At 70.4% G+C, this 19812-nt stretch carries 21 protein-coding genes; 13 read left to right on the forward strand and 8 right to left on the reverse strand.

Annotated elements, in window-relative coordinates; all coding sequences use genetic code 11:
• Positions 1 to 16 precede the first annotated feature (16 nt).
• Positions 17 to 949: a 5'-3' exonuclease gene (locus ACTHJJ_RS19450; RefSeq protein WP_440304600.1), complete on the reverse strand. Its 933-nt coding sequence runs from the start codon at positions 947 to 949 to the stop codon at positions 17 to 19.
• 71 nt (positions 950 to 1020) lie between these two features.
• Here ACTHJJ_RS19450 and ACTHJJ_RS19455 point away from each other — a divergent pair, with 71 nt between their 5' ends.
• The gene (locus ACTHJJ_RS19455) at positions 1021 to 1473 is read left to right on the forward strand and encodes an Lrp/AsnC family transcriptional regulator (RefSeq protein ID WP_440304601.1); all 453 of its coding nucleotides are present in this window, start codon (positions 1021 to 1023) and stop codon (positions 1471 to 1473) included.
• Between the two features lie 3 nt (positions 1474 to 1476).
• Here ACTHJJ_RS19455 and ACTHJJ_RS19460 read toward each other — a convergent pair whose 3' ends face one another.
• From ACTHJJ_RS19460 to ACTHJJ_RS19475, 4 genes are all read right to left on the reverse strand, one after another.
• Positions 1477 to 2748, reverse strand: a complete 1272-nt coding sequence (locus tag ACTHJJ_RS19460; protein WP_440304602.1) for a multidrug effflux MFS transporter — start codon at positions 2746 to 2748, stop codon at positions 1477 to 1479.
• Positions 2745 to 3245 carry a Cys-tRNA(Pro) deacylase gene (gene ybaK, locus ACTHJJ_RS19465; protein ID WP_440304603.1) on the reverse strand — a complete coding sequence of 167 codons (501 nt, stop codon included), beginning with the start codon at positions 3243 to 3245 and terminating at the stop codon, positions 2745 to 2747. The genes ACTHJJ_RS19460 and ybaK overlap by 4 nt, the downstream gene beginning before the upstream one ends.
• Positions 3242 to 3865 carry a TetR/AcrR family transcriptional regulator gene (locus tag ACTHJJ_RS19470; RefSeq protein ID WP_440304604.1) on the reverse strand — a complete coding sequence of 208 codons (624 nt, stop codon included), beginning with the start codon at positions 3863 to 3865 and terminating at the stop codon, positions 3242 to 3244. The genes ybaK and ACTHJJ_RS19470 overlap by 4 nt, the downstream gene beginning before the upstream one ends.
• Before the next feature lie 78 nt (positions 3866 to 3943).
• A complete protein-coding gene (locus ACTHJJ_RS19475) occupies positions 3944 to 5383 on the reverse strand; it encodes a KamA family radical SAM protein (protein WP_440304605.1) in 1440 nt (479 codons plus the stop codon).
• Between the two features lie 94 nt (positions 5384 to 5477).
• On the opposite strand from ACTHJJ_RS19475, the gene ACTHJJ_RS19480 reads away from it, so the two are divergent.
• The 8 genes from ACTHJJ_RS19480 to ACTHJJ_RS19515 all read left to right on the forward strand — a co-directional run bounded on the left by ACTHJJ_RS19480 (position 5478) and on the right by ACTHJJ_RS19515 (position 13029).
• Complete coding sequence (locus tag ACTHJJ_RS19480; RefSeq protein WP_440304606.1) at positions 5478 to 6656, forward strand: L-erythro-3,5-diaminohexanoate dehydrogenase; 1179 nt, start codon at positions 5478 to 5480, stop codon at positions 6654 to 6656.
• Positions 6653 to 8290, forward strand: coding sequence for a lysine 5,6-aminomutase subunit alpha (locus ACTHJJ_RS19485; RefSeq protein WP_440304607.1), 1638 nt, complete (start codon positions 6653 to 6655; stop codon positions 8288 to 8290). Before ACTHJJ_RS19480 ends, ACTHJJ_RS19485 begins: the two co-directional genes overlap by 4 nt.
• Positions 8287 to 9039, forward strand: coding sequence for an OAM dimerization domain-containing protein (locus ACTHJJ_RS19490; protein ID WP_440304608.1), 753 nt, complete (start codon positions 8287 to 8289; stop codon positions 9037 to 9039). Before ACTHJJ_RS19485 ends, ACTHJJ_RS19490 begins: the two co-directional genes overlap by 4 nt.
• Positions 9040 to 9185: 146 nt before the next feature.
• Positions 9186 to 9602: a hotdog domain-containing protein gene (locus tag ACTHJJ_RS19495; RefSeq protein ID WP_440304609.1), complete on the forward strand. Its 417-nt coding sequence runs from the start codon at positions 9186 to 9188 to the stop codon at positions 9600 to 9602.
• A 65-nt stretch (positions 9603 to 9667) separates the two neighbouring features.
• Positions 9668 to 11236, forward strand: a complete 1569-nt coding sequence (gene lnt, locus ACTHJJ_RS19500) for an apolipoprotein N-acyltransferase (RefSeq protein WP_440304610.1) — start codon at positions 9668 to 9670, stop codon at positions 11234 to 11236.
• Complete coding sequence (locus ACTHJJ_RS19505) at positions 11217 to 11996, forward strand: polyprenol monophosphomannose synthase (protein ID WP_440304611.1); 780 nt, start codon at positions 11217 to 11219, stop codon at positions 11994 to 11996. Before lnt ends, ACTHJJ_RS19505 begins: the two co-directional genes overlap by 20 nt.
• A 5-nt stretch (positions 11997 to 12001) precedes the next feature.
• On the forward strand, positions 12002 to 12565 hold the full coding sequence (locus ACTHJJ_RS19510; protein ID WP_440304612.1) for an FxsA family protein: 564 nt from the start codon (positions 12002 to 12004) through the stop codon (positions 12563 to 12565).
• A gap of 104 nt (positions 12566 to 12669) precedes the next feature.
• The gene (locus ACTHJJ_RS19515) at positions 12670 to 13029 is read left to right on the forward strand and encodes an RNA polymerase-binding protein RbpA (protein WP_440304613.1); all 360 of its coding nucleotides are present in this window, start codon (positions 12670 to 12672) and stop codon (positions 13027 to 13029) included.
• A gap of 94 nt (positions 13030 to 13123) precedes the next feature.
• Here the strand turns inward: ACTHJJ_RS19515 and ACTHJJ_RS19520 are convergent, their stop codons facing one another.
• Positions 13124 to 14500 (reverse strand): MFS transporter, encoded by a 1377-nt coding sequence (locus ACTHJJ_RS19520; protein WP_440304614.1) that lies wholly within the window; start codon positions 14498 to 14500, stop codon positions 13124 to 13126.
• 131 nt (positions 14501 to 14631) lie between these two features.
• On the opposite strand from ACTHJJ_RS19520, the gene ACTHJJ_RS19525 reads away from it, so the two are divergent.
• From ACTHJJ_RS19525 to ACTHJJ_RS19535, 3 genes are all read left to right on the forward strand, one after another.
• On the forward strand, positions 14632 to 15354 hold the full coding sequence (locus ACTHJJ_RS19525; protein ID WP_440304615.1) for a PIG-L deacetylase family protein: 723 nt from the start codon (positions 14632 to 14634) through the stop codon (positions 15352 to 15354).
• 11 nt (positions 15355 to 15365) lie between these two features.
• Positions 15366 to 16457, forward strand: a complete 1092-nt coding sequence (cax, locus tag ACTHJJ_RS19530) for a calcium/proton exchanger (protein ID WP_440304616.1) — start codon at positions 15366 to 15368, stop codon at positions 16455 to 16457.
• A gap of 173 nt (positions 16458 to 16630) precedes the next feature.
• Positions 16631 to 17215, forward strand: a complete 585-nt coding sequence (locus tag ACTHJJ_RS19535) for a hypothetical protein (RefSeq protein ID WP_440304617.1) — start codon at positions 16631 to 16633, stop codon at positions 17213 to 17215.
• 83 nt (positions 17216 to 17298) lie between these two features.
• On the opposite strand, the gene ACTHJJ_RS19540 is transcribed toward ACTHJJ_RS19535, so the two are convergent.
• The gene (locus ACTHJJ_RS19540; protein ID WP_440304618.1) at positions 17299 to 18543 is read right to left on the reverse strand and encodes an MFS transporter; all 1245 of its coding nucleotides are present in this window, start codon (positions 18541 to 18543) and stop codon (positions 17299 to 17301) included.
• Positions 18540 to 19103: a winged helix-turn-helix domain-containing protein gene (locus tag ACTHJJ_RS19545; RefSeq protein WP_440304619.1), complete on the reverse strand. Its 564-nt coding sequence runs from the start codon at positions 19101 to 19103 to the stop codon at positions 18540 to 18542. The genes ACTHJJ_RS19540 and ACTHJJ_RS19545 overlap by 4 nt, the downstream gene beginning before the upstream one ends.
• Before the next feature lie 101 nt (positions 19104 to 19204).
• Here ACTHJJ_RS19545 and ACTHJJ_RS19550 point away from each other — a divergent pair.
• Positions 19205 to 19812 (forward strand): nSTAND1 domain-containing NTPase (locus tag ACTHJJ_RS19550; protein WP_440304620.1); only part of this gene is annotated, 608 nt, incomplete at its 3' end.

Raw genomic sequence — 19812 nt, forward strand, 5'->3', positions numbered from 1 at the left:
CCGGGACGCGAGGACGTCAGGTGATCCGCAGCGCGTTGAGGACCCGGTCGAAGGACGACGTCAGCCCGTGCTCCGTCGCGAGCCGGCTCATCAAGGCAGCATCGGCCACGCGGTCGGGGACGGCGAGGTCGACGTCGTCGAGAGGAGCGTCCTTCGCGACGGCGACGACCGCCGGCGCTGCGTCCAGGTATGCCGTGGCGCTCTCGAGGCGCGCCCGCTGGGCTCCCTTGATGCCCGGGTCCCCGGCGGCGAGCGCGGCCCGGAGCCCGTCCAGGGTGCCGTAGGTGGTGATGAGCTTGGCCGCCGTCTTCTCCCCGATCCCCGTGACGCCGGGCAGGCCATCGCTGGTGTCGCCGCGCAGGACGGCCATGTCCGCGTAGGCGGCCCCGCCATCGATCCCGTACTTCTCCCGGAGGTAGGCCTCGTCGACGAGGTCGGGTGTTCGCACGCCGCCCTTGGCCGTGTAGACGACACGGACGGGACCCGTCGCGTCGTCGACCAGCTGGAACAAGTCCCGGTCGCCCGTCACGACGTCGACGGGCATCGCTTGCTTGTGCTGGGTGGCGAGGGTGCCGATGACGTCGTCGGCTTCATACCCGTCCGATCCGAGCCGGGCGAAGCCGATCGCAGCCAAGGCATCGACGATGAGCGGCACCTGCGGCTCGAGCGCGTCCGGGACGTCCTCCGCGCCGCTCCCGTCGGCCACCCGATGGCTCTTGTAGGAGGGGATGGCCTCGACCCGGAAGCTGGGCCGCCAGTCGTTGTCCCAGCACGCAACGAGATGGGTGGGCTGCGCGCGCTCGACGAGCGAAGCGAGCATGTCGAGAAAGCCGCGTACCGCGTTGGTCGGCAGGCCGCTGGGAGACGAACGTTCGGGGACGCCGTAGAAGGCGCGGAAGTAGAGGCTCGCAGAGTCGAGCAGGAGCAGCCGCTTCGTCATGGAGGTCATCGTGCCACTCCCGCCGGCCCCGGCCATGGAATGGTCGCTGGATCCGGGCGGCTCTGCACTAGCCTGCGCCCATGGAAGAACTGGACCGCCGGCTCGTGAGCCTGCTGCTGGCCGACGGGCGGACGAGCTACACCGATCTCGGCAAGGCGACCGGCCTGTCGACGTCCGCGGTTCACCAGCGCGTCCGCAGGCTCGAGCAGCGCGGCATCATCACCGGCTACCGCGCCGTCATCGCCTCCGACCAGGTCGGCCTCCCGCTCACCGCCCTTGTCTCGGTCACTCCGTTCGACCCGAGCGACCCCGACGACGTGCCCCACCGGCTGGTCGACTTCCCGGAGATCGAGGACTGCTACTCGGTGGCAGGGGAGGAGAGCTACGTCCTCAAGGTCCGCGTGGGGACACCCGGTGACCTCGAGGACCTGCTGGCCCGGATCCGCTCCGCGGCCAACGTGTCGACGAGGACCACCGTCGTCCTGTCGACTCCGTGGGAGGGCCGGACGAGCGAGCGCCTCGGCGGCGACTGAGCGTCAACCGTCGGTCGTCGCGGCCGCGCTCCCGCTTGGCACCGGTGAGGCCGCGAGAACCTGGCTTCGGCGTGCCCCGGCCCCAGAGCCATGGAACTCCCAGGCCCAGAGAGCGAGGGCGGTGGACGTGAATCCCCCCGCGACCACTCCGAGAACGAGCAGGGACCCGCTGACCAGCGGCGAGACGAGGCCGGCCACGGCGGCGTTGACGATCGTCGTGAGGAAGGCCTGGTAGGACGACACCGATCCCCGGGCCTCCGGGCGGAGGTCGAGCAGCTCGATGGTCAGGATGGGCAGCGCGAGCGAGACCCCGAAGGCAGCAGCGGCGGGCGGCACGATCGTCCAGGGAAGACCGGCGGAACCTCCGGCCAGGTGGTGGACGACGCCGAAGGCCGCCCCGGCGAGTGACACGGCGAACCCGGTCAGCACGACCGCAGAGGCACGTCTCCGGCCGGCGAGGCGTCCGGCAAGGAACGAGCCGACCATCATGCAGGCGACGAGCGGGACGAACAGGACGCCGAAGTCCTGGGCGCCGAGATGGAGGTGGTCGTTGATGATGGCCGGTGCTGAAGAGATGTAGAGGAAGAGCGCCGCGAAGTTGCACGTGATGGCGCCCGAGAGGCGCTGGACCCCCGGGTGCCGCGCAGTACGGACGAGCCCGGCCACGAGGGGTCGCGGGTGGAAGTGCACTCGCCGCTCGGGCGGATGCGTCTCGGGCAGGAGGACGGCTGCCAGACCGACCAGCAGCGCGCCATATGCGGCCAGGGCCCAGAAGATGGTCCGCCACGAGCCCCAGCCGAGCACCCAGCCACCGACGAGCGGCGCGACCGCGGGGGCGACGGCGAAGACGAGCGACACGTGGCTCATGAACCGCTGCGCCTCGGGACCGTCGTAGAGGTCGCGGATGGCGGTGCGGGCGACGATCATCCCTGCCCCCGCGACGAGACCCTGCAGGGCACGGGCGGTCAGGAGCATCGGCATGCTGGTCGAGACGGCACAGAGCACGCTGGTCAGGGCGTACAGCCCGCAACCGGTCAGGATGACCGGCTTGCGCCCCAGCGCGTCGGACACGGAGCCGTGAAAGAGGCTCATGACGGCGAAGGCCAGCATATAGACGCTGACCGTCTGCTGCATCGCCAGCTTGTCGACGCGGAGGTCCGTCGCCATCGCCTCGAAGGCCGGGAAGATCGTGTCGATCGTGAACGGTCCCAGCATCGTCAGCGCGGCGAGGACGAGGACGAGGACGCCGCGCGAGGCGCGGGGGGTGCGGCTCACCTGGGCCGGCCGATCGGCGCGACGACGGCGTGCGTCACCCGGACGAGGTCGCCGGGTGCGAGCTCGATGTCGAAACCGCGCCGGCCTCCGGAGACGAAGACCGTGGGGAACCCTTCGGCCGTTCGGTCGAGGACCGTGGGCAGCGACCGCTTCTGGCCGACCGGTGAGATGCCCCCGACGACGTATCCGGTGGTTCGCTCGGCTGCCGCAGGCTCGGCCATGGTGACGCTCTTGACGCCGAGGGCCGTGGCGACGGCCTTGAGGTCGAGGTGTCCGTCGACGGGGACGATCCCGACGGCGAGGCCCCGGCCGGTGTCGACGAGCAGGGTCTTGAAGACGCGCTCGGGGGGCAGGTCGAGCGCCTCGGCCGCCTCGAGTCCGTAGTTGCTGGCGGTGGCGTCGTGGTCGTAGGTATGGCGCGTGTAGGCGACGCCGGCACGGTCGAGTGCCAGCGTCGCCTGCGTGGTCGGGCCGGCACCGGCTCGGGTGCGGCTCACCGGACGTCCGACGCGATCGACCCGAGACCGTCCCACATCGTCGTCATCACGAGGTCGGCAGCGTCGTCGGCGGTGAGCCCGGGCGTCATGACGCGTTCGACAGCGAGCCGCTCGCACGCGCCGATGAGCAGCTCCGCCATGCCGGTGACCGTCCCGGCCGGGAGCTGGGCGAAGGTGGGCAGGCTGCGGAGGCCCTCCGCGAAGGCCTTCGCGGTCTGCTGCCGGATCCGCTCGACCGACTCGGCCGGCGGGCCGATGAGTGCCCCCTCGGTGCGCAGCAACGCGAACATCCGCTCGTGCTCGTCGATGAAGGCGAAGAACGCGAGAACCACTGCCCGCAGCCGGTCCCGGACGCCGAGGTCCGGCTGCTCCGACCAGGTGTCGATGATGAGGCCGAGGAGCTGTCGGCGCCCCTTCTCGATGGAGGCGGCCAGCAGGCCCTCCTTCGACCCGAAGTAGTCGTAGATGAGCGGCTTGGTCACGCCCACCCGTTCGGCGATCTCATCCATGGTGGCTGCCTGGATCCCCCGTGCGACGAAGACCTCCTCGGCCACCTCGAGCATCTGCGCCTCGCGCTCGGCGCGCGGGACGCGGGTGCGATGCGCTGGGGTCCCCGCCACATTCGGAGTCTAGGTCGGGCCCGGGGTGCGACGAGGGGGCGTCCCACCAGTGGGACACCCCCTCGCGCACGCTCCTGGTCAGACAGCGGACGCGGCTGCGGCGCGGCTCGCGGCCGCCTGCTCGCCGGCGGCGACCATGACGTCCTCGTGGTCCACGGCGTCCCGCCACCACTGCTGCCCGGCCTCGGGCAGCGTATAGATCGGGTCGTAGTAGACGTACTCTCGCGAGAGCGCCTCGACGTCGTCACCCTCGATGGACGTGCGGTAGTTCTTCCGCCAGTAGGAGATGCCCCGCTCCTGGTCGTAGGACTCCTGCTGGTGCACCCATCGCTTGCCGACGAAGGGCACGTCGCAGACGATCCGCGGCGTCGAGAAGCCGGGGAGATAGCCCATCATCGAGTGCTGCAGCTCCTGTGCCTCGGCAAGCGAGAGCCGCCAGTGCTCCGAGAACGGGATCATGTCGCACATGTAGAAGTAGTACGGGGTGATCGACGCCCCATCGGCGAGTGCGAAGCACAGGTCGAGCAGCTGCTCGGCCGAGTCGTTGACTCCGCGCATGAGGACGCCCTGGTTGCGGACGTCGCGGACGCCCGCCTCGAGCATGGCGCGGGCGGCCTTGGCCACGGCCGGCGTCACGGACTGGGCGTTGTTGACGTGGGTGTGGATGGCGAGCGCCACGCCGCGGGACCGGGCCTTGGACGCCACGCGGGCGACGCCCTCGACGACGTCGTCGGCGAGCCAGTGCTGGGGCAGGCCCATGAGCGCCTTGGTCGCGAGCCGGATGTCGCGGATGTTGTCGATCTCGAGCAGCTTGTCGAGGAACGCCTCGAGGTTCTTCCACGGCATGTTCGCCACGTCGCCCCCGGAGACGACGACGTCACGCACGGTCGGCGTCTCGCGCAGGTAGCGGAGCATCGCCTCATGCCGGTCCACCGGCTTGAGGTCGAACTTCAGCTTGGGAACCTGAGGGGTGGAGTTGCCGACGAGGTCCATGCGGGTGCAGTGGCCGCAGTACTGCGGGCAGGTCGAGAGGAGCTCGGCGAGGACCTTGGTCGGGTAGCGGTGCGTGAGGCCCTCGGCGACCCACATGTCGTGCTCGTGGAGCGAGTCGCGGGTGGCGTGCGGGTGCGACGGCCAGTCGGTGCGCCGGTCGGAGAAGACGGGGATCATGTAGCGGCGCACCGGGTCCGCGTAGAACGCCTCGGTGAACTCGCGGCCCGCCGACGGCATCGAGCCGTCCGTGGCGGGCACCATGGTGTTGAGCATCTGCGGTGGGATGAGCATCGACATCGTCGCGCGCTCGGCCTGATCACGCTCGAGGTCGGCGTAGAAGCGCTCCTCGAGCAGATCGCCCATCAGGGCGCGCAGCTGCTTGACGTTCTTGATGCAGTGGACACGCTGCCACTGGGCGGTGTCCCAGTCCGACTGCGTGACGTCGGCCCAGCCGGGCAACCGTGTCCAGTCGGGCTCGACGAGCTCGCGTTGGCGGTAGGCGTATGGCTGTTCGACCTTGCTCATGTGCCCACCGTAGCCGAAGATCCGAGTGGATCTCTCGTATGATGCTTCAAGAACTGCGGTCGTGTCCCCCGAGCACCGAAGGATCTTGACACTGATGTCGTCACCCACCGAGGTCACGAGCCCCACCTCACCCATCGGCCTGCATCGCGTCCTCGAGGCGCGGGGCGAGCTGGCCACCCTGCCGCAGGCGGCCCGTCGACTCGACCCGAGGCCGGAGATCTGGCCCGACGAGGTGCGGCTGCGCGTCCAGACCCTCAACCTGGACGCGGCCTCCTATCGTCAGCTCGCCGAGAAGCACACCGCGGAGGGACAGGTCGACGGCGCTGCGGTCCGGGCCGAGGTGCTCGAGATCATCGGCGAGCGCGGCAAGATGCAGAACCCGGTCACCGGCTCGGGCGGCATGCTGATCGGCACCGTCGACGAGGTCGGCCCGGAGAGCACCCTCGGCCTCGAGGTGGGCGACCGCGTCGCGACCCTCGTCTCGCTCTCGCTGACGCCGCTGGCCATCAGCGACGGGCTTGCCCGCTGGGACGGGCTCTCCGAGCAGGTCCCGGCCGAGGGCCACGCCATCCTCTTCGGACGCAGCATCGCCGCCAGGCTGCCCGACGACCTCGACCCGCGACTCTCGCTCATGGTCATGGACGTGTGCGGTGCGCCGGCACTGGTCGCGCGCGTGGTCGAGGAGTACGCCGCTCAGGGGACCTCCCCGACCGTGCTCGTCCTCGGCGGGGCGGGGAAGTCCGGCTCGCTGTCCCTCGCCGCCGCCCGCCGCTCCGGGGGCGGCCGGCTCATCGGTGTCGTCCCCACGGAGCGCGAGCGCGACGTCCTCACGGCGGCCGGTCTCGCCGACGAGGTCGTCCTCGCCGACGCCCGCTCGCCCCTCGGGCTGAGCGGCGCCGTGGATGCCGCCGGCGGCCCGGCCGACGTCACCGTCGTGTGTGTCGACGTGCCCGGCTGCGAGCAGCCGGCCATCCTCTCGACCGCCCAGGGCGGCACCATCATCTTCTTCAGCATGGCGACGAACTTCGCCGCCGCGGCCCTCGGTGCCGAGGGCGTTGCCGCCGACGTGCGGATGCTCGTCGGCAACGGCTACGTCCCCGGTCATGCCGCCTATGCCCTCGAGCTCGTCCGCAGCGAGCCGGCGGTGCGTGACCTCTTCGAGTCCCGCCTCGAGCCTGCTACGCCCGCGAACGGTCCAGTCGAGGATGAGCCGGCGGGTCTATCGAACAGTGCGACCACGAGCAGCCAGTTCGAGGAAGGATCGAGGGCATGACCAGGACCCAGCCCCTTCTCGAGCTCGACCCGGCCGTCGTCCGCCGGGCCCGGGCCCTCGCGCGCCGGGCCGCGGCGCCCGTCGTGCAGCTCGCCCAGCGGCATACGACCGTGTCGGTGGAGCGCGCCACGCTGCGGCTGGCCGGGCTCGCGGGAGCCGACCACGAGCGGGTCCCGTGGGTCAACCACCTCGTCGACGCCGTCCGCGACCAGGTCGGACTCGAGCACGGCATCACGACACCCGTGTGGGACGCCCTCCTGCGGGGCGAGGCCGAGGACGTGACCGTCCTCGCCCAGAAGGCCGCAAGCGGCAGCGTCCAGTTCCGTATCCCGCAGGGCCGCGACGCGCTCGCCGCACGCCGTGCCGCCGCTCGGGCCGTTGGCACGGGCCTGAAGCGCATCGACGGCGCGCGGCGCACCCGGGACCGGCTCATCTCCCGGCACGGTGACCCCAAGCAGCAGCCGTGGATCTACCTCATCGTCGCGACGGGGGACATCTACGAGGACATCCCGCAGGCCCAGGCCGCCGCCCGTGAGGGTGCCGACATCATCGCCGTCATCCGGTCGACCGGCCAGTCGCTGCTCGACTACGTCCCCGAGGGCGCTACCCGAGAGGGCTTCGCCGGCACGTATGCGACACAGGAGAACTTCCGGCTCATGCGCGCGGCCCTCGACGACGTGAGCAAGGAGGTCGGCCGCTACATCCGCCTGACGAACTACGCGTCCGGCCTCTGCATGCCAGAGATCGCGGCCCTCGCCGGCATGGAGCGTCTCGACATGATGCTCAACGACTCGATGTACGGCATCCTCTTCCGCGACATCAACCCCGTGAGGACCTTTGTCGACCAACGGTTCTCGCGACAGGTGCACGCGCGCGCCGGCATCATCATCAACACCGGTGAGGACAACTACCTCACGACGGCAGATGCCGTGGAGGCCGCCCACACGGTGACGGTGAGCCAGCTGCTCAACGAGCGGTTCGCCAAGGAGGCGGGGCTCGAGGACTGGCAGCTCGGGCTCGGGCACGCCTTCGAGATCAACCCCGACATCCCCGACTCGTTCCGGCTCGAGCTCGCGCACGCCCTGCTCGCGCGGCAGCTGTTCCCGGACGCGCCGCTCAAGTGGATGCCGCCGACGAAGCACATGACCGGAGACGTCTTCCGTGGCTACCTGCTCGACGGGTTCTTCAACCTCGCGGGTGCGATGACCGGCCAGGGCATCCTGCTCGTCGGGATGATGACCGAGGCCGTCGTGACGCCGTTCCTGTCCGACCGCGACCTCGCCCTGCAGAACGTGCGCTACGTCCTGGACGCGGCCGGCGGGCTCCGCGAGGACTTCCACCCGCCGCGGGACGGCTTCATCCAGAACCGCGCCCGTCAGGTGCTCTCCGAGGCGGTCGACCTGCTCGAGCGGATCGTCGACGACAGCGACAGCGGGGGAGACGTGCCGCTCCTCGCCGCCATCGCGGACGGCACGTTCGGCCTGATGAAGCGACCGGCGGACGGCGGCAAGGGGCTCGACGGCGTCGTCGAGCGCGCCGACGACTACGACAACCCGGCGATCACCGCACTCGACGCCTGGCAGCCGCCGAAGCCGGCGACGTCCGCGCGCGGCACGAAGGGAGGCGCCCGATGACGAGCGGCCCGATCATCCGCCCCTACGGGGACACGACCGGCGACGGCATGGTGCAGGTCTCCTTCACCCTGCCCGTTCCGCATGACAAGCGCGCCGAGGGGGCCGCCCTGCAGCTCGCCCGGAAGATGGGTCTCGACCCGGCCCTCCTAGTGCACGCCAAGGCCGTCGGCCCGGACTTCACCTTCTTCGTCGTCTACGGTTCCGTGACCCACCTGGTCAACCTCGACGAGGTGGAGGTGGTCGAGCGTGCCTACCCGCTGCTCTCGGCCAAGGAGGTCAACCTCGAGATCAAGCGGCGGCTGCGCCGCAAGCTGGTCGTCGTCGGGGCCTGCATCGGCACGGACGCGCACACCGTCGGGATCGACGCGATCCTCAACATCAAGGGCTTCGCGGGGGAGAAGGGCCTCGAGTACTACCGGGAGATCAAGGTCGTCAACCTCGGCGCCCAGGTCCTCGTGCCCGAACTCGTCGCCCGGGCCCGCGCGGAGAAGGCCGATGCGGTCCTCGTGAGCCAGGTCGTGACCCAGAAGGACGCCCATATCCACAACACCACCCAGATGTCCGCCGCGTTCCGCGAGGCCTACCCCGCCGGACGTGTGCCGATCCTCGTCGCGGGCGGGCCCCGCTTCGAGGAGGGCTCGGCCGGCAGGCTCGGGGTCGACCAGATCTTCGGGCGCGGCACGACCCCGGGCGAGGTGGCGAGCTACCTCGTCCACGAGATCATCGAGCGGAAGGCCAAGGCGGCATGAGCGCCGACCGGAGTGAGGACACGAGCGAGGAACGAGCGAGGCCCGGAGCGAAGGGAAGAGGCGCGACCAAAGGCATGAGCGCCGACCGGAGTGAGGACACGAGCGAGGAACGAGCGAGGCCCGGAGTGAAGGGAAGAGGCGCGACCATGGACATCACTGAGACGCAGACGACGCAGCAGGGGACCGGTGCCGAGGTGGGGCGCCGCGTGACGCACCGGCGTTACGTGCCCTACAGCCACGCCCACTACGCCGGCAACCTCGTCGACGGCGCCTACTCGCTCGCCGCCTTCGGTGACGTGGCCACGGAGATGTGCATCCAGACGGACGGCGACGAGGGGCTCTTCGCGTCCTACAGCGGCGTCCAGTTCAAGGCTCCGGTCCGGGCCGGCGACGTCATCGAGATCTCCGCCGAGCTCGTCCGGGTCGGTCGGCGCTCCCGCGAGATGGACTTCGAGGTGCGCGTCATCGCCCGCGGCAACCCGGAGCGAGGCACGTCCGCCGCGGACGTCCTCGACCCGCCCGTCGTCGCGACGACCGCGCGGGGCGTCGTCGTCGTGCCCTGACGTTCCCCCCACCCGCGCGGAGGGGCGATGCGGTCGAAATGAGGTGTGCGGCATACCGTTTGCTCGTGCGTCCTCTCCTCGCCCTCATCGCTGGGGGAGTGCTGTGCCTCGCGTTCCCGACCTTCAACATCTGGGTCGCGGCGCCGGTGGCGTTGACGCTGCTCGCGCTCGCGCTCACCGGTGCCCGGGCGCGGAGCGGGTTCGGCCTCGGGCTCCTCGCCGGGCTGGCGTTCTTCGTCCCGACCCTCCAGTGGTCCGGGATCTACGTCGGCAGCCTGCCGTGGCTCGCGCTCGGGACGGCCGAGGCGGTCTTCTTCGGGCTGGCCGGCCTGGCCTACGCGTGGCTGACCCGCTGGGGGCGGGTCCGGCCGGTCGTCTTCGCGCTCGTCTGGGTCGTCGCCGAGGGGCTGCGGGCCCGGGCCCCCTACGGCGGCTTCCCGTGGCTCAAACTGGCCTTCGGCCAGGCCGACGCGCCCTTCGGGCGGCTCGTCGCACTCGGCGGGCCACCCCTGGTCGGCTTCGTCATCGCGCTGTCGGCCGGGCTGCTCGCGCTCGCGGTCCAGTCCGTCGTGCTCCGACGTGGCGGTATGCCGCTGAGCCGGGTCGTCGTGGCACCCCTCCTCGCGGTCGGGCTCGGCGCCTCGGGCCTGCTCGTCCCGCTGCCGACGGACGGACCCACGGCGCAGTTCCTCGGCGTCCAGGGCAACGTGCCGCGCCCGGGCCTCGACTTCAACGCCGAGCGGCGGATGGTCCTCGACAACCACGTCCGGGCGACCGACGACGCCCTGCAGGACGTCGCCGCGGGCCGCGCGCCACGACCCGACCTCATCGTCTGGCCCGAGAACGCGTCCGACATCGACCCGCTGCGCAACGCCGACGCCAAGAGCGAGATCCTCGCGACCGTGCAGGCGGCGCAGGCGCCCCTCATCGTCGGCGGCCTGCTCGAGGAACCGACCGACCACGTCTCGAACGTCTCGCTCCTGTTCGAGCCCGGCAAGGGCAACACCGCCCGCTACGTCAAGCGGCACCCTGTGCCCTTCGCCGAGTACATCCCGAACCGCGACTTCTTCCGGATCTTCAGCAAGGAGGTCGACCTCGTCGTCCGTGACTTCGTCGCCGGGAGCAAGGTCGGGCTGTTCAGCGTGCAGCCGAAGGCCGCGCCGCAGATCCGGGCGGGACTCGCCATCTGCTTCGAGGTCGCCTACGACGACATCATGCTCGACGCCGTGCGGGCCGGCGCGAACGTGCTCGTGGTCCAGACGAACAACGCGACGTTCGGCTACACGGCCGAGTCGCCGCAGCAGCTCGCGATCAGCCGCATCCGGGCGATGGAGTTCGGCCGGTCGGTCATCCACGTCTCGACGGTCGGGCAGAGCGCACTGATCACGCCCGATGGAACTGCGCACCAGGTCACGTCGTTGTTCACCCAGGCGGTCGTCCGCGGCGCCCTGCCGTTGCGGACCGAGACGACTCTTGCGACACGCATCGGCGAGGTGCCCGAGTGGGTTGCGGCAGCGGTTCTCGTGCTCATCATGATTGGATCGTTCGTGCGGGGCAGGGGCCAGGCGGCCGGGGTCGCCGAGACGGCCGAGACGGCCGAGACGAAGGACGAGGATGACGAGCACGTATCGTGAGCCGGTGACGAGGGTCGCCGTGCTCATCCCCACGTACAACGAGCGCGAGAGCCTGCCGGGTGTGATCAGCCGTGTCCGGGCGAGCGTGCCGGCTGCCGACGTCGTCGTCCTCGACGACAGCTCCCCCGACGGCACCGGCCGGCTCGCCGACGAGATCGCGGCGGGCGACCCGCAGGTGCACGTCATGCACCGCGCCGAGAAGCAGGGCCTCGGCCGGGCCTACCTGGCCGGCTTCGAGTGGGCCATGCAGCGGGACTACGACGCGGTCGTCGAGATGGATGCCGACGGCTCGCACCAGCCCGAGCAGCTGCCGTTGCTGCTCGCGGCCCTCGCCGACGCCGACCTGGTCATCGGCTCCCGGTGGATCCGAGGCGGGCGGGTGCGCAACTGGCCGTTCCGCCGCAAGGTGCTCTCGGTCGGGGCGAACATCTACACCAAGGTGCTGCTCGGCATGCACGTCAACGACGCGACGGCCGGCTACCGCGCCTACCGAACCATCGCCCTGAAGACCATCGGCCTCGACGGTGTCGAGTCGCAGGGCTACTGCTTCCAGGTCGACCTCACCGTCCGCGCCGTGCGCGCCGGGCTGACGGTCGTCGAAGTGCCGATCACCTTCGTTGAGCGCGAGATCGGCGTGTCGAAGATGGGCAGGGACATCATCCGTGAGGCCCTCACGAACGTGACGTTCTGGGGCCTCGAGCACCGGGGCCGGCAGGTCCGCCACCTCGTGCACTCCATCCGGGACCGGAAGCGGAACTGACCCCCATGACGACCCAGCCGCGTCGTCGGCTGCGGCCCACCCGGGTCGCGGCCCTCGGCTTCCTTGTCCTCGTCATCCTCGAGGTGCTGGCCATCCGGTTCGTCGCGCTGCGGATCGGTGGGGGAGCGACGTTCCTGCTCCTCGTCGCCACGTCCATCCTCGGTGGTTGGGTCGTCGCCCGTGAGGGCCGGCGTCGCTGGCAGGCACTCGCCGACGCGGTCCGGGCCGGCCGGCCACCGCAACGCGAGGTGGCCGACAGCATCCTCGTGCTGGTCGGTGGGCTGTTCCTACTGCTGCCCGGTTTCGTCAGCGACGTGCTGGGGCTGCTCCTTGTGCTGCCGTTCACCCGCGCGCTGGCGCGTCGCTTCCTGATGCCACTGCTCGGCCGACGCCTCCTCGTCAGGGTGAGCGGCCCTGCAAGCGGTCCCGGGTTCGCGCGGATGCGGCGCAGCCGCGGGGCCGGTGAGGTCATCGAGGGCCACATCGTTCGCGACGACGCGGTCCACGGTGAGGTCCTCGAGGGCGACGTCATCGACCCCGACACCGGGGACGAGAACGGGCGAGCCTAGCACCCCCGGGAACAATCGACGGCGCCCGGCCGTTAGCAAACAGTGAGGGTGGGCATGATCCGCATGTACCACCGCCAAAGTACTGTCGCCGGGAGGGTGTTCCCATGGCCGATCGAGCATTGCGTGGTTCCAACCTCGGCTCCCTGAGCATGGAGTCGGACGAGAATGTCGTGCCCAGCCCACGCCAGATCACTGTCTACGTGTGTGACCAAGGTCACCGCACTGAGCTGCCGTTCTCCGTCGAGGCGGAGATCCCGCCCACCTGGGAGTGCCGCTGCGGCCTCGTGGCCAAGCTGCTCGACGGCCCGGAGCCGGAGCTCAAGGCCGCGAAGCACGTGCGGACCCACTGGGACATGCTGCTCGAGCGGCGCTCGATCCCCGAGCTCGAGGAGCTGCTCGAGGAGCGGCTGACGCTGCTGCGCGAGTCCCGCGGCGAGAAGCCCCGCCGCAAGAAGACCGCCTGAGCGCGCCATACGGCATCGGAGAGCCCGCCCCGTTCGTGGGGGCGGGCTCTTCGCATGCCCACCGCGCGCCCGAGGTCACGCGTCCGGCAGAGCCTCAGACGACGACGGGCAGCGGGTTGCCCGCCTGCTCGATCCCCTCGCGCATCTTGACGCGTGAGAGCAGGATGCTTCCGACGATGAAGAACACGATGAGCACGACGATGGCCCATCGGTACGAGTGCGTGAACTGGTAGACGAGGCCGAAGGCGAGAGTGCCCAGCCAGCTCGTCCCGCGCTCCATCGCCTGGTACAGGCTGAAGAACTCGGCTTCCCGGCCGCGGGGGATCAGCTGGCTGTAGAGGGAGCGGGACAGAGCCTGGGTCCCGCCGAGCACGATGCCGATGAGCAGGGCCAGGACCACGAAGATCGCGAGCTGCCGGGCCGGCACGAAGAAGGCGGCGACGACGACGACGCTCCACAGGGCGATGCCGCCGAGCACGGTCCGCCACGCGCCGACCCTGGCGGCGGCGGCCCCGAAGAACCGTGCGCCGAAGTAGGCGACGAACTGCACGAACAGGAAGACCGCCAGAACCGTGGTCTGGTCGAACCCGAGCTCCTCCTGCCCGTACAGGCTCGAGTTGCCGATGACCGTCTGGATGCCGTCGTTGAAGAAGAGGTACGCGAGCAGGAACAACATCGTCTGCGGATAGAGACGCAGCTCTCGGAACGTGCTGGCGAGCTGGCTCAGGCTGCCGCCCACCACGCCCCGCTGCCGCTCCACGGGCGTCGCCACAGTCCCCGTGAGGTGCCGCAGCCCGAGATAGGGGATGAGCGTGAAGGCGCCCCACCAGACGCCCGCGCTCAGTAGGTTGATCCGGACCGCCATCCCCTCCGAGAGCCCGAGCGAGCCGTGCAGCGCCATGAGCGCGAAGTTGAGCGCGAGCAGCACCCCGCCACCGAGGTAGCCCAGAGCCCAGCCCTTGGAGGAGACCCGATCTCGCTCGTTCTCGTTGGCGATCCGACACAGGATCGAGTCGTAGACGACGAGTGATGCGCCGAGGCAGATCGTCGCGATCACGACGAGGACGACGCCAAGCTGCCAGTTCGTCCCGGCGATGAAGAACATGAGGCAGGCCGCGAGGGCGCCCGCCCACGCGAACCGGGCGAAGAGCTTGGTCGGGTGGGGGCTGCGGTCGGCGATGGCGCCGATGAAGATCAGGACGATGGCCGACAGGATCGTCGAGAAGGTGACGGTGTAGGCGTAGACCGACCCTGGGGCGATCGGGACACCCAGGACGGACAGGTTGGTCGTGCAGGCGACCCCCGACTCGATCCCGGGACAGGCGGCCTCCTTCGCCACGGCGGTCAGGTAGGGGCCCATGAGCACGGTGGCCGTCGTCGTGACGTAGGTGGAGTTGGCCCAGTCGTACCAGTACCAGGCGCGCTGTTCCTTGGTCTCGGGGCGGGCGGCGTTCACTGCCACGTCGGTCATGCGACGCACTGTCCCACACGCCGCTCGCCGGTGGGGGACCGACACGGCATAGCGCGGGTTGACGGTCGGGGAGGAGGTCCGGGGCATTGCGTTCCGGCGTCGCAGCACGCGCCGACGGGTAACGTCGGCGCATGGACACCCCGCAGCTCGCGCCCCTGCCCGAGGACTTCGACCGAGTGCTGGTGGTGGTGGCCCACCCCGACGACATCGAGTACGGCCTCAGCGCGGCAGTCGCGAAGTGGACCGACGCCGGCAAGGACGTCAGCTACTACCTCGCGACCCGGGGGGAGGCGGGGATCGACACGATGCCGCCGGAGAAGGCGGGTCCGGTCCGCGAGCAGGAACAGCGTGCGGCGAGCGCGGTCGTCGGGGTCGAGACCGTCGACTTCGGCGACCACCAGGACGGGGTGGTCGAGTATGGCCTGGACCTGCGCCGTGACATCGCCCGGGCCATCCGGCGCCGCCAGCCGGACCTCGTCGTGGTCGGGCCGCATGAGGCGTTCGTCGGGGGGCGGCCGAACCAGGCGGACCACCGGGCGGTCGGGCTTGCGGCCATCGACGCGGTCGCCGACGCCGGCAACCGGTGGATCTTCCCGGAGCTCGTCGAGGAGGGCGCGCAGCCCTGGCATGTCCGCCGCCTCGCCCTTGTCGCGTCGAATGTTCCGACCCACTTCGTCGACGTCACCGGGTGTCTCGAGCGGGCCGTGTCGAGCCTCGAGGAGCACCGCACCTACAACGAGGCGCTGCCCGCCGAGTTCCCGGCGCCCCGGGAGCTGCTGACGATGATCCTGGGCCAGAGCGGCCAAGCCGTCGGTGTCGAGCACGCGGTCATCCTCGGCGTCTTCGACCGCTGAGGGGCGGCCCGGTGGCCGCCGCCCGCCAGGGCCTCACCCGCTCCGACCTCGTCGTCCTCGGCGGCAGCGCGGTCGCGGTGCTGACCTCCGGCGTCACCCGCTACGTCCGGTCCGGACCGGTCCTGCCCTTCATCCTGTCGGCCTGCGCCGTCACCCTCCTCGCGGGCCTGGTCGGCCGCTCGGTCGAGCAGCTCGGTGACCGTTTCGGCCCAGGGGCCACCGGCGTGCTCCAGTCCGCGCTGGGCAACCTGCCGGAGCTCTTCATCTCCCTCTTCGCCCTCAGGGCCGGCCTCGTCGCCGTCGTGCAGGCCGCGCTGGTCGGGTCGATCCTCGCGAACCTCCTGCTCGTCCTCGGCCTCGCCTTCCTCGTCGGCGGCCTCAAGCACGGACGGCAGAACCTCGACTCCGAGCGGGCCCGGCAGATCATCGTCTTCATGGTGCTGTCGGTCGCGGCGATGCTCGTGCCCTCCCTGGCCCACTTCGTGCACACGCCCGCCGATGCGCACGAGCGGCAGCTGTCGACGATTGTCTCGATCGTCCTGCTCGGGCTCTTCGCCGTGACGTTGCCGGCCTCCCTGCGGCGCACCGCCCCGCGCGAGGGCGATGCCGGGCCCGCGCAGGAGGCCCTGGGGGAGGAGCCGCGCTGGCCGCTCTGGCTGGCCGTCGTCCTGCTCGTCGTGTCGGCCGGCCTCGCCGCCTTCGTCTCCGACTGGTTCGTCGCGGCCCTCCAGCCCGCGATGAACGCGCTCAACATCTCGCAGGCGTTCGCCGGCCTCGTCGTCGTCGCCATCGCGGGCAACGCGATCGAGAACGTCGTCGGTGTGCAACTGTCCCTCGCCGGGCGGTCCGAGTACGCCTTCTCGGTCGTCATCAACTCCCCGCTGCAGATCGCGCTCGTCCTCGCGCCGCTGCTCGTCATCCTCAGCCAGGTCTTCGGCCTCGCGGCCCTGACGCTCGTCTTCTCGCCGCTGCTCATCGCGTCGCTCATCATCGCGGTCGTGATGGCCGCCTTCATCACGTTCGACGGGGAGTCGACCTGGACGGAGGGCGCCGCACTCATCGCCCTCTATGTCGTCATCGCGACGGCCTTCTGGTGGGGTTGAGAGGCAACCGAGGGTACCCGGAGCGGCCCGCAGGGCCGGCGGGCCGACATACCTCGTGACCCGAACTGTTCCGCAGATCACATTGCGCCTGCATTGTGGCGCAGGTCACATTCGTGTTACCCCGGAGGGAGACGATCCCTCGATCGCCGCCACACTCCCACAAGGAGGGCGCCATGGATCTCAGCTTCACAGCCTCGATGTTGCCGCCGCTCGCGCTCGGCTTCTTCGGACTCGGAACCGGCTATCTCATCTACGGGCCGCAGGAGCTGTTCGGGTGGCCCCCGCGTGACGAACGGGTCGACCGGTCGACCGGCATCTGGGGGATCTGGCTCCCCGGCTTCTGCCAGTTCGTCACCGGGATCATCCTCTTCGTCGGCCTGACGTGGTTCAACGTCTTCCGGGAGCCGCCGCTCTACATGGCGGCGCTCGCCTTCACCGCATACGGCATCCACTGGTTCGCCATCGGGTACAACCGGTGGCAGCTCGCCGACCCCCGGCCGAACGCCGGGATGACGGTCGCCTTCACGATCATCTCCGTCACCGGCCTGCTCGTCTTCTTCATCGCGAAGGACGTGCCGGTCGGCCTGCTGTTCTGCGGCCTGACGCTGATCTACATCAGCGACTTCTTCGCGAGCATCGGCGTGGCGGTCGGCGAGCGAGCCCTCGGCTTCTGGCACCTCGTGACGGGTGCCTGGCTCATGTACCTCACCTTCGCGACCGCCCTGAACTTCGCGGTGCACTGGCACCTGTGGCTCTGACCAATCGCCCCGGGGGCGCGCGAGGTCCGGTATGCCGCTGAACGGGGAGCGCGGCATACCGGCCTCGTCGTGCGGTGGGCTCCCTACTCGGCCGCGGGTGCCGCCGCAGCGGTGCCCGCGTCGGCGAGGGGCGACGGCGTCGCCGGGGTCACCCCCTGTCCCCGGGACCAGGCTGCGAGCGGCAGCCCGATCGCAGCGACTGCCACGGCCATGGCGCCGAGGAGCACCCGGTAGTCGACCAGCGCGACCAGCCCCGCGCCGATCGCGATCGAGATGATCTGCGGGGTCCCGATCATGGCGTCGAGCGTCGTGGAGACGCGGGCCATGAGGCGGTTCGGCGTCCGGATCTGCACGAGGGTGTTGATCGCGACGATCAGGACGGGCAGGCCGAAGCCGAGCGGGACCGCGCCCGCCACGACGAGGGGCAGGGTCGGCGCCAGCGCCATGCCGGTCAGGCTGACGACGAAGAGCCCGAGCGAGATGACGATCGCCTGCACGTGCCCGACCCGCTGGATGATCCGGCTCGACAGGAGCCCTCCCGCGAGGGCGCCGATGCCCTGGATCGAGACGATCACGCCGACGAAGGTCGGTGGCTGTCCGAAGGCGTCGGTGACGGCATACACGAGGGACTCGAGGAAGCCGAAAGCGAAGATGCAGCCGGCGATCGTCAGCATCGGCCACCAGAGCACCTTGTCCCGGTAGACGTGCGTGAGCCCGGCAACGAACTCCTGGCGCCAGTGCATCTCCGGCGGTGTCACGACGTCGTCGCTGAGTCGCAGCGTCGTGACGGCGACGATCGCGACCAGATAGGCGCACGCGACGAGGACGATGACGCTGTCCATGCCCCACATCGCGTACATCGAGGCGCCGACGAGCGGACCGAAGAGGCGCAGCCCCTCGCGGAAGGTGCTGCTCGCGGCGTTGGCGTGCACCAGCTGCGCCTCGGGCACGATGAGCTTGAGCAGGCCGATCACCGCGCCGGGCAGCATGACGAGCGCGACCCCGTAGGCGAAGGCGACCGCGTAGACGATCCACACGTGGCCGGCGTCGTGGACCCACGCGAGCGGGACGAGGCTCGCCGCCGCGACGGGGTAGGCGCCGAGGAGGAACCGCCGCCGCGGGAACTGGTCGACGACCCAGCCGAGGAGCGGCGCGACGAGGGAGGGGGCGACGACCCAGAAGATCGCCATGCCGGCGGCGCCGTTCGAGCCGGTGAGCTCCTTCGTCATGATGCCGAAGGACAGGAGCAGGACGGAGTCGGCGACCATGGTCGCGGCGAGCGCGACGAAGAGCCGACGGAAGGCGGGGATCGCGAAGGCCTGCTTCATTGCGGGTCCACGCTGGTCAGCGCGAGCACGTGCACGCGTCGGGCCCCGTCCGGGACCGGGTCCTCGCCGGTCAGCCGCCCGTGGTGGCGCAGCACGAGCTCCTCGAGCTCTGCAGAGAAGGCTTTCGCCTCTTCCTCGGTGAGCAGTGCGACGGTCTCCGACATGCCGAGATCCGCCCAGTTCCGTTCGCTGCCAGCGGTGTTGCGCCGCCAGCGGGCGACCTCACGATCGACGAACAAGGCGGTCATCGCCTCGCTCGCGGCCCGGTAACCGGGGGAGGCGGCCTCGCCTTCCTCGTCGTTCCAGGTCAGGCCGATCTGGGTGGCGCGCCAGGGACGTCGCCGGCCCTGTCCGTCACCGGCCTCCTCGACGAAGCCGTGCTCGGCGAGCTTGCGGAGGTGCCACGAGCAGTTGGCCGGGGTCTCGCCGAGGGCCTCGCCGAGGTCGGAGGCGGTCATCGCGCCGTGGAGCATGAGCTGCTCGAGGATGTCGAGGCGGAGCGGGTGGGCCAGCGCCCGGAGCTCGTTCGGCGAGCTGAGCCGCCGTGGATTGAAAGACATGTTTCGACTCTAGGGTATCGAAAGGACTCTTGCAATAGCCTGTCCCGGCGCCCCAGACCGGGGGAGTGACGCTGTCCGCGGCACGTGGCACGATCGCGACCATGACGAGCACGGACACGGCCCGAACAGCCCCGCACGTCGCCGACACGCATGACCTCATCCGGGTCCACGGCGCGCGCGAGAACAATCTCAAGGACGTCAGCATCGAGCTGCCGAAGCGGCGGCTCACCGTGTTCACCGGCGTCTCGGGATCCGGCAAGAGCTCGCTGGTCTTCGCGACCATCGCGGCAGAGTCGCAGCGGCTCATCAACGAGACCTACAGCACTTTCATCCAGGGCTTCATGCCGACGCTGGCGCGGCCCGACGTCGACGTCCTTGACGGCCTCACGACCGCGATCATCGTCGACCAGGAGCGGATGGGTGCCAACCCCCGCTCGACGGTCGGCACGGTCACCGACGCCAACGCCCTGCTGCGCATCCTCTTCAGCCGCCTCGGCCAGCCGCACATCGGCTCGGCCCAGGCGTTCTCCTTCAACGTCGCCTCGATCTCCGGGGCCGGGGCGGTCACCGTCGAGAAGGGCGGCCAGCAGGTCAGGGAGCGCCGCGAGTTCAGCATCACCGGTGGCATGTGCCCCCGCTGCGAGGGCCGCGGGACTGTGCAGGACTTCGACCTCACGGCGCTCTACGACGACAGCAAGTCCCTGAGCGG

It is taken from the genome of Intrasporangium sp. (assembly GCF_051961875.1).
In the GTDB taxonomy this organism is placed as follows: domain Bacteria; phylum Actinomycetota; class Actinomycetes; order Actinomycetales; family Dermatophilaceae; genus Intrasporangium_A.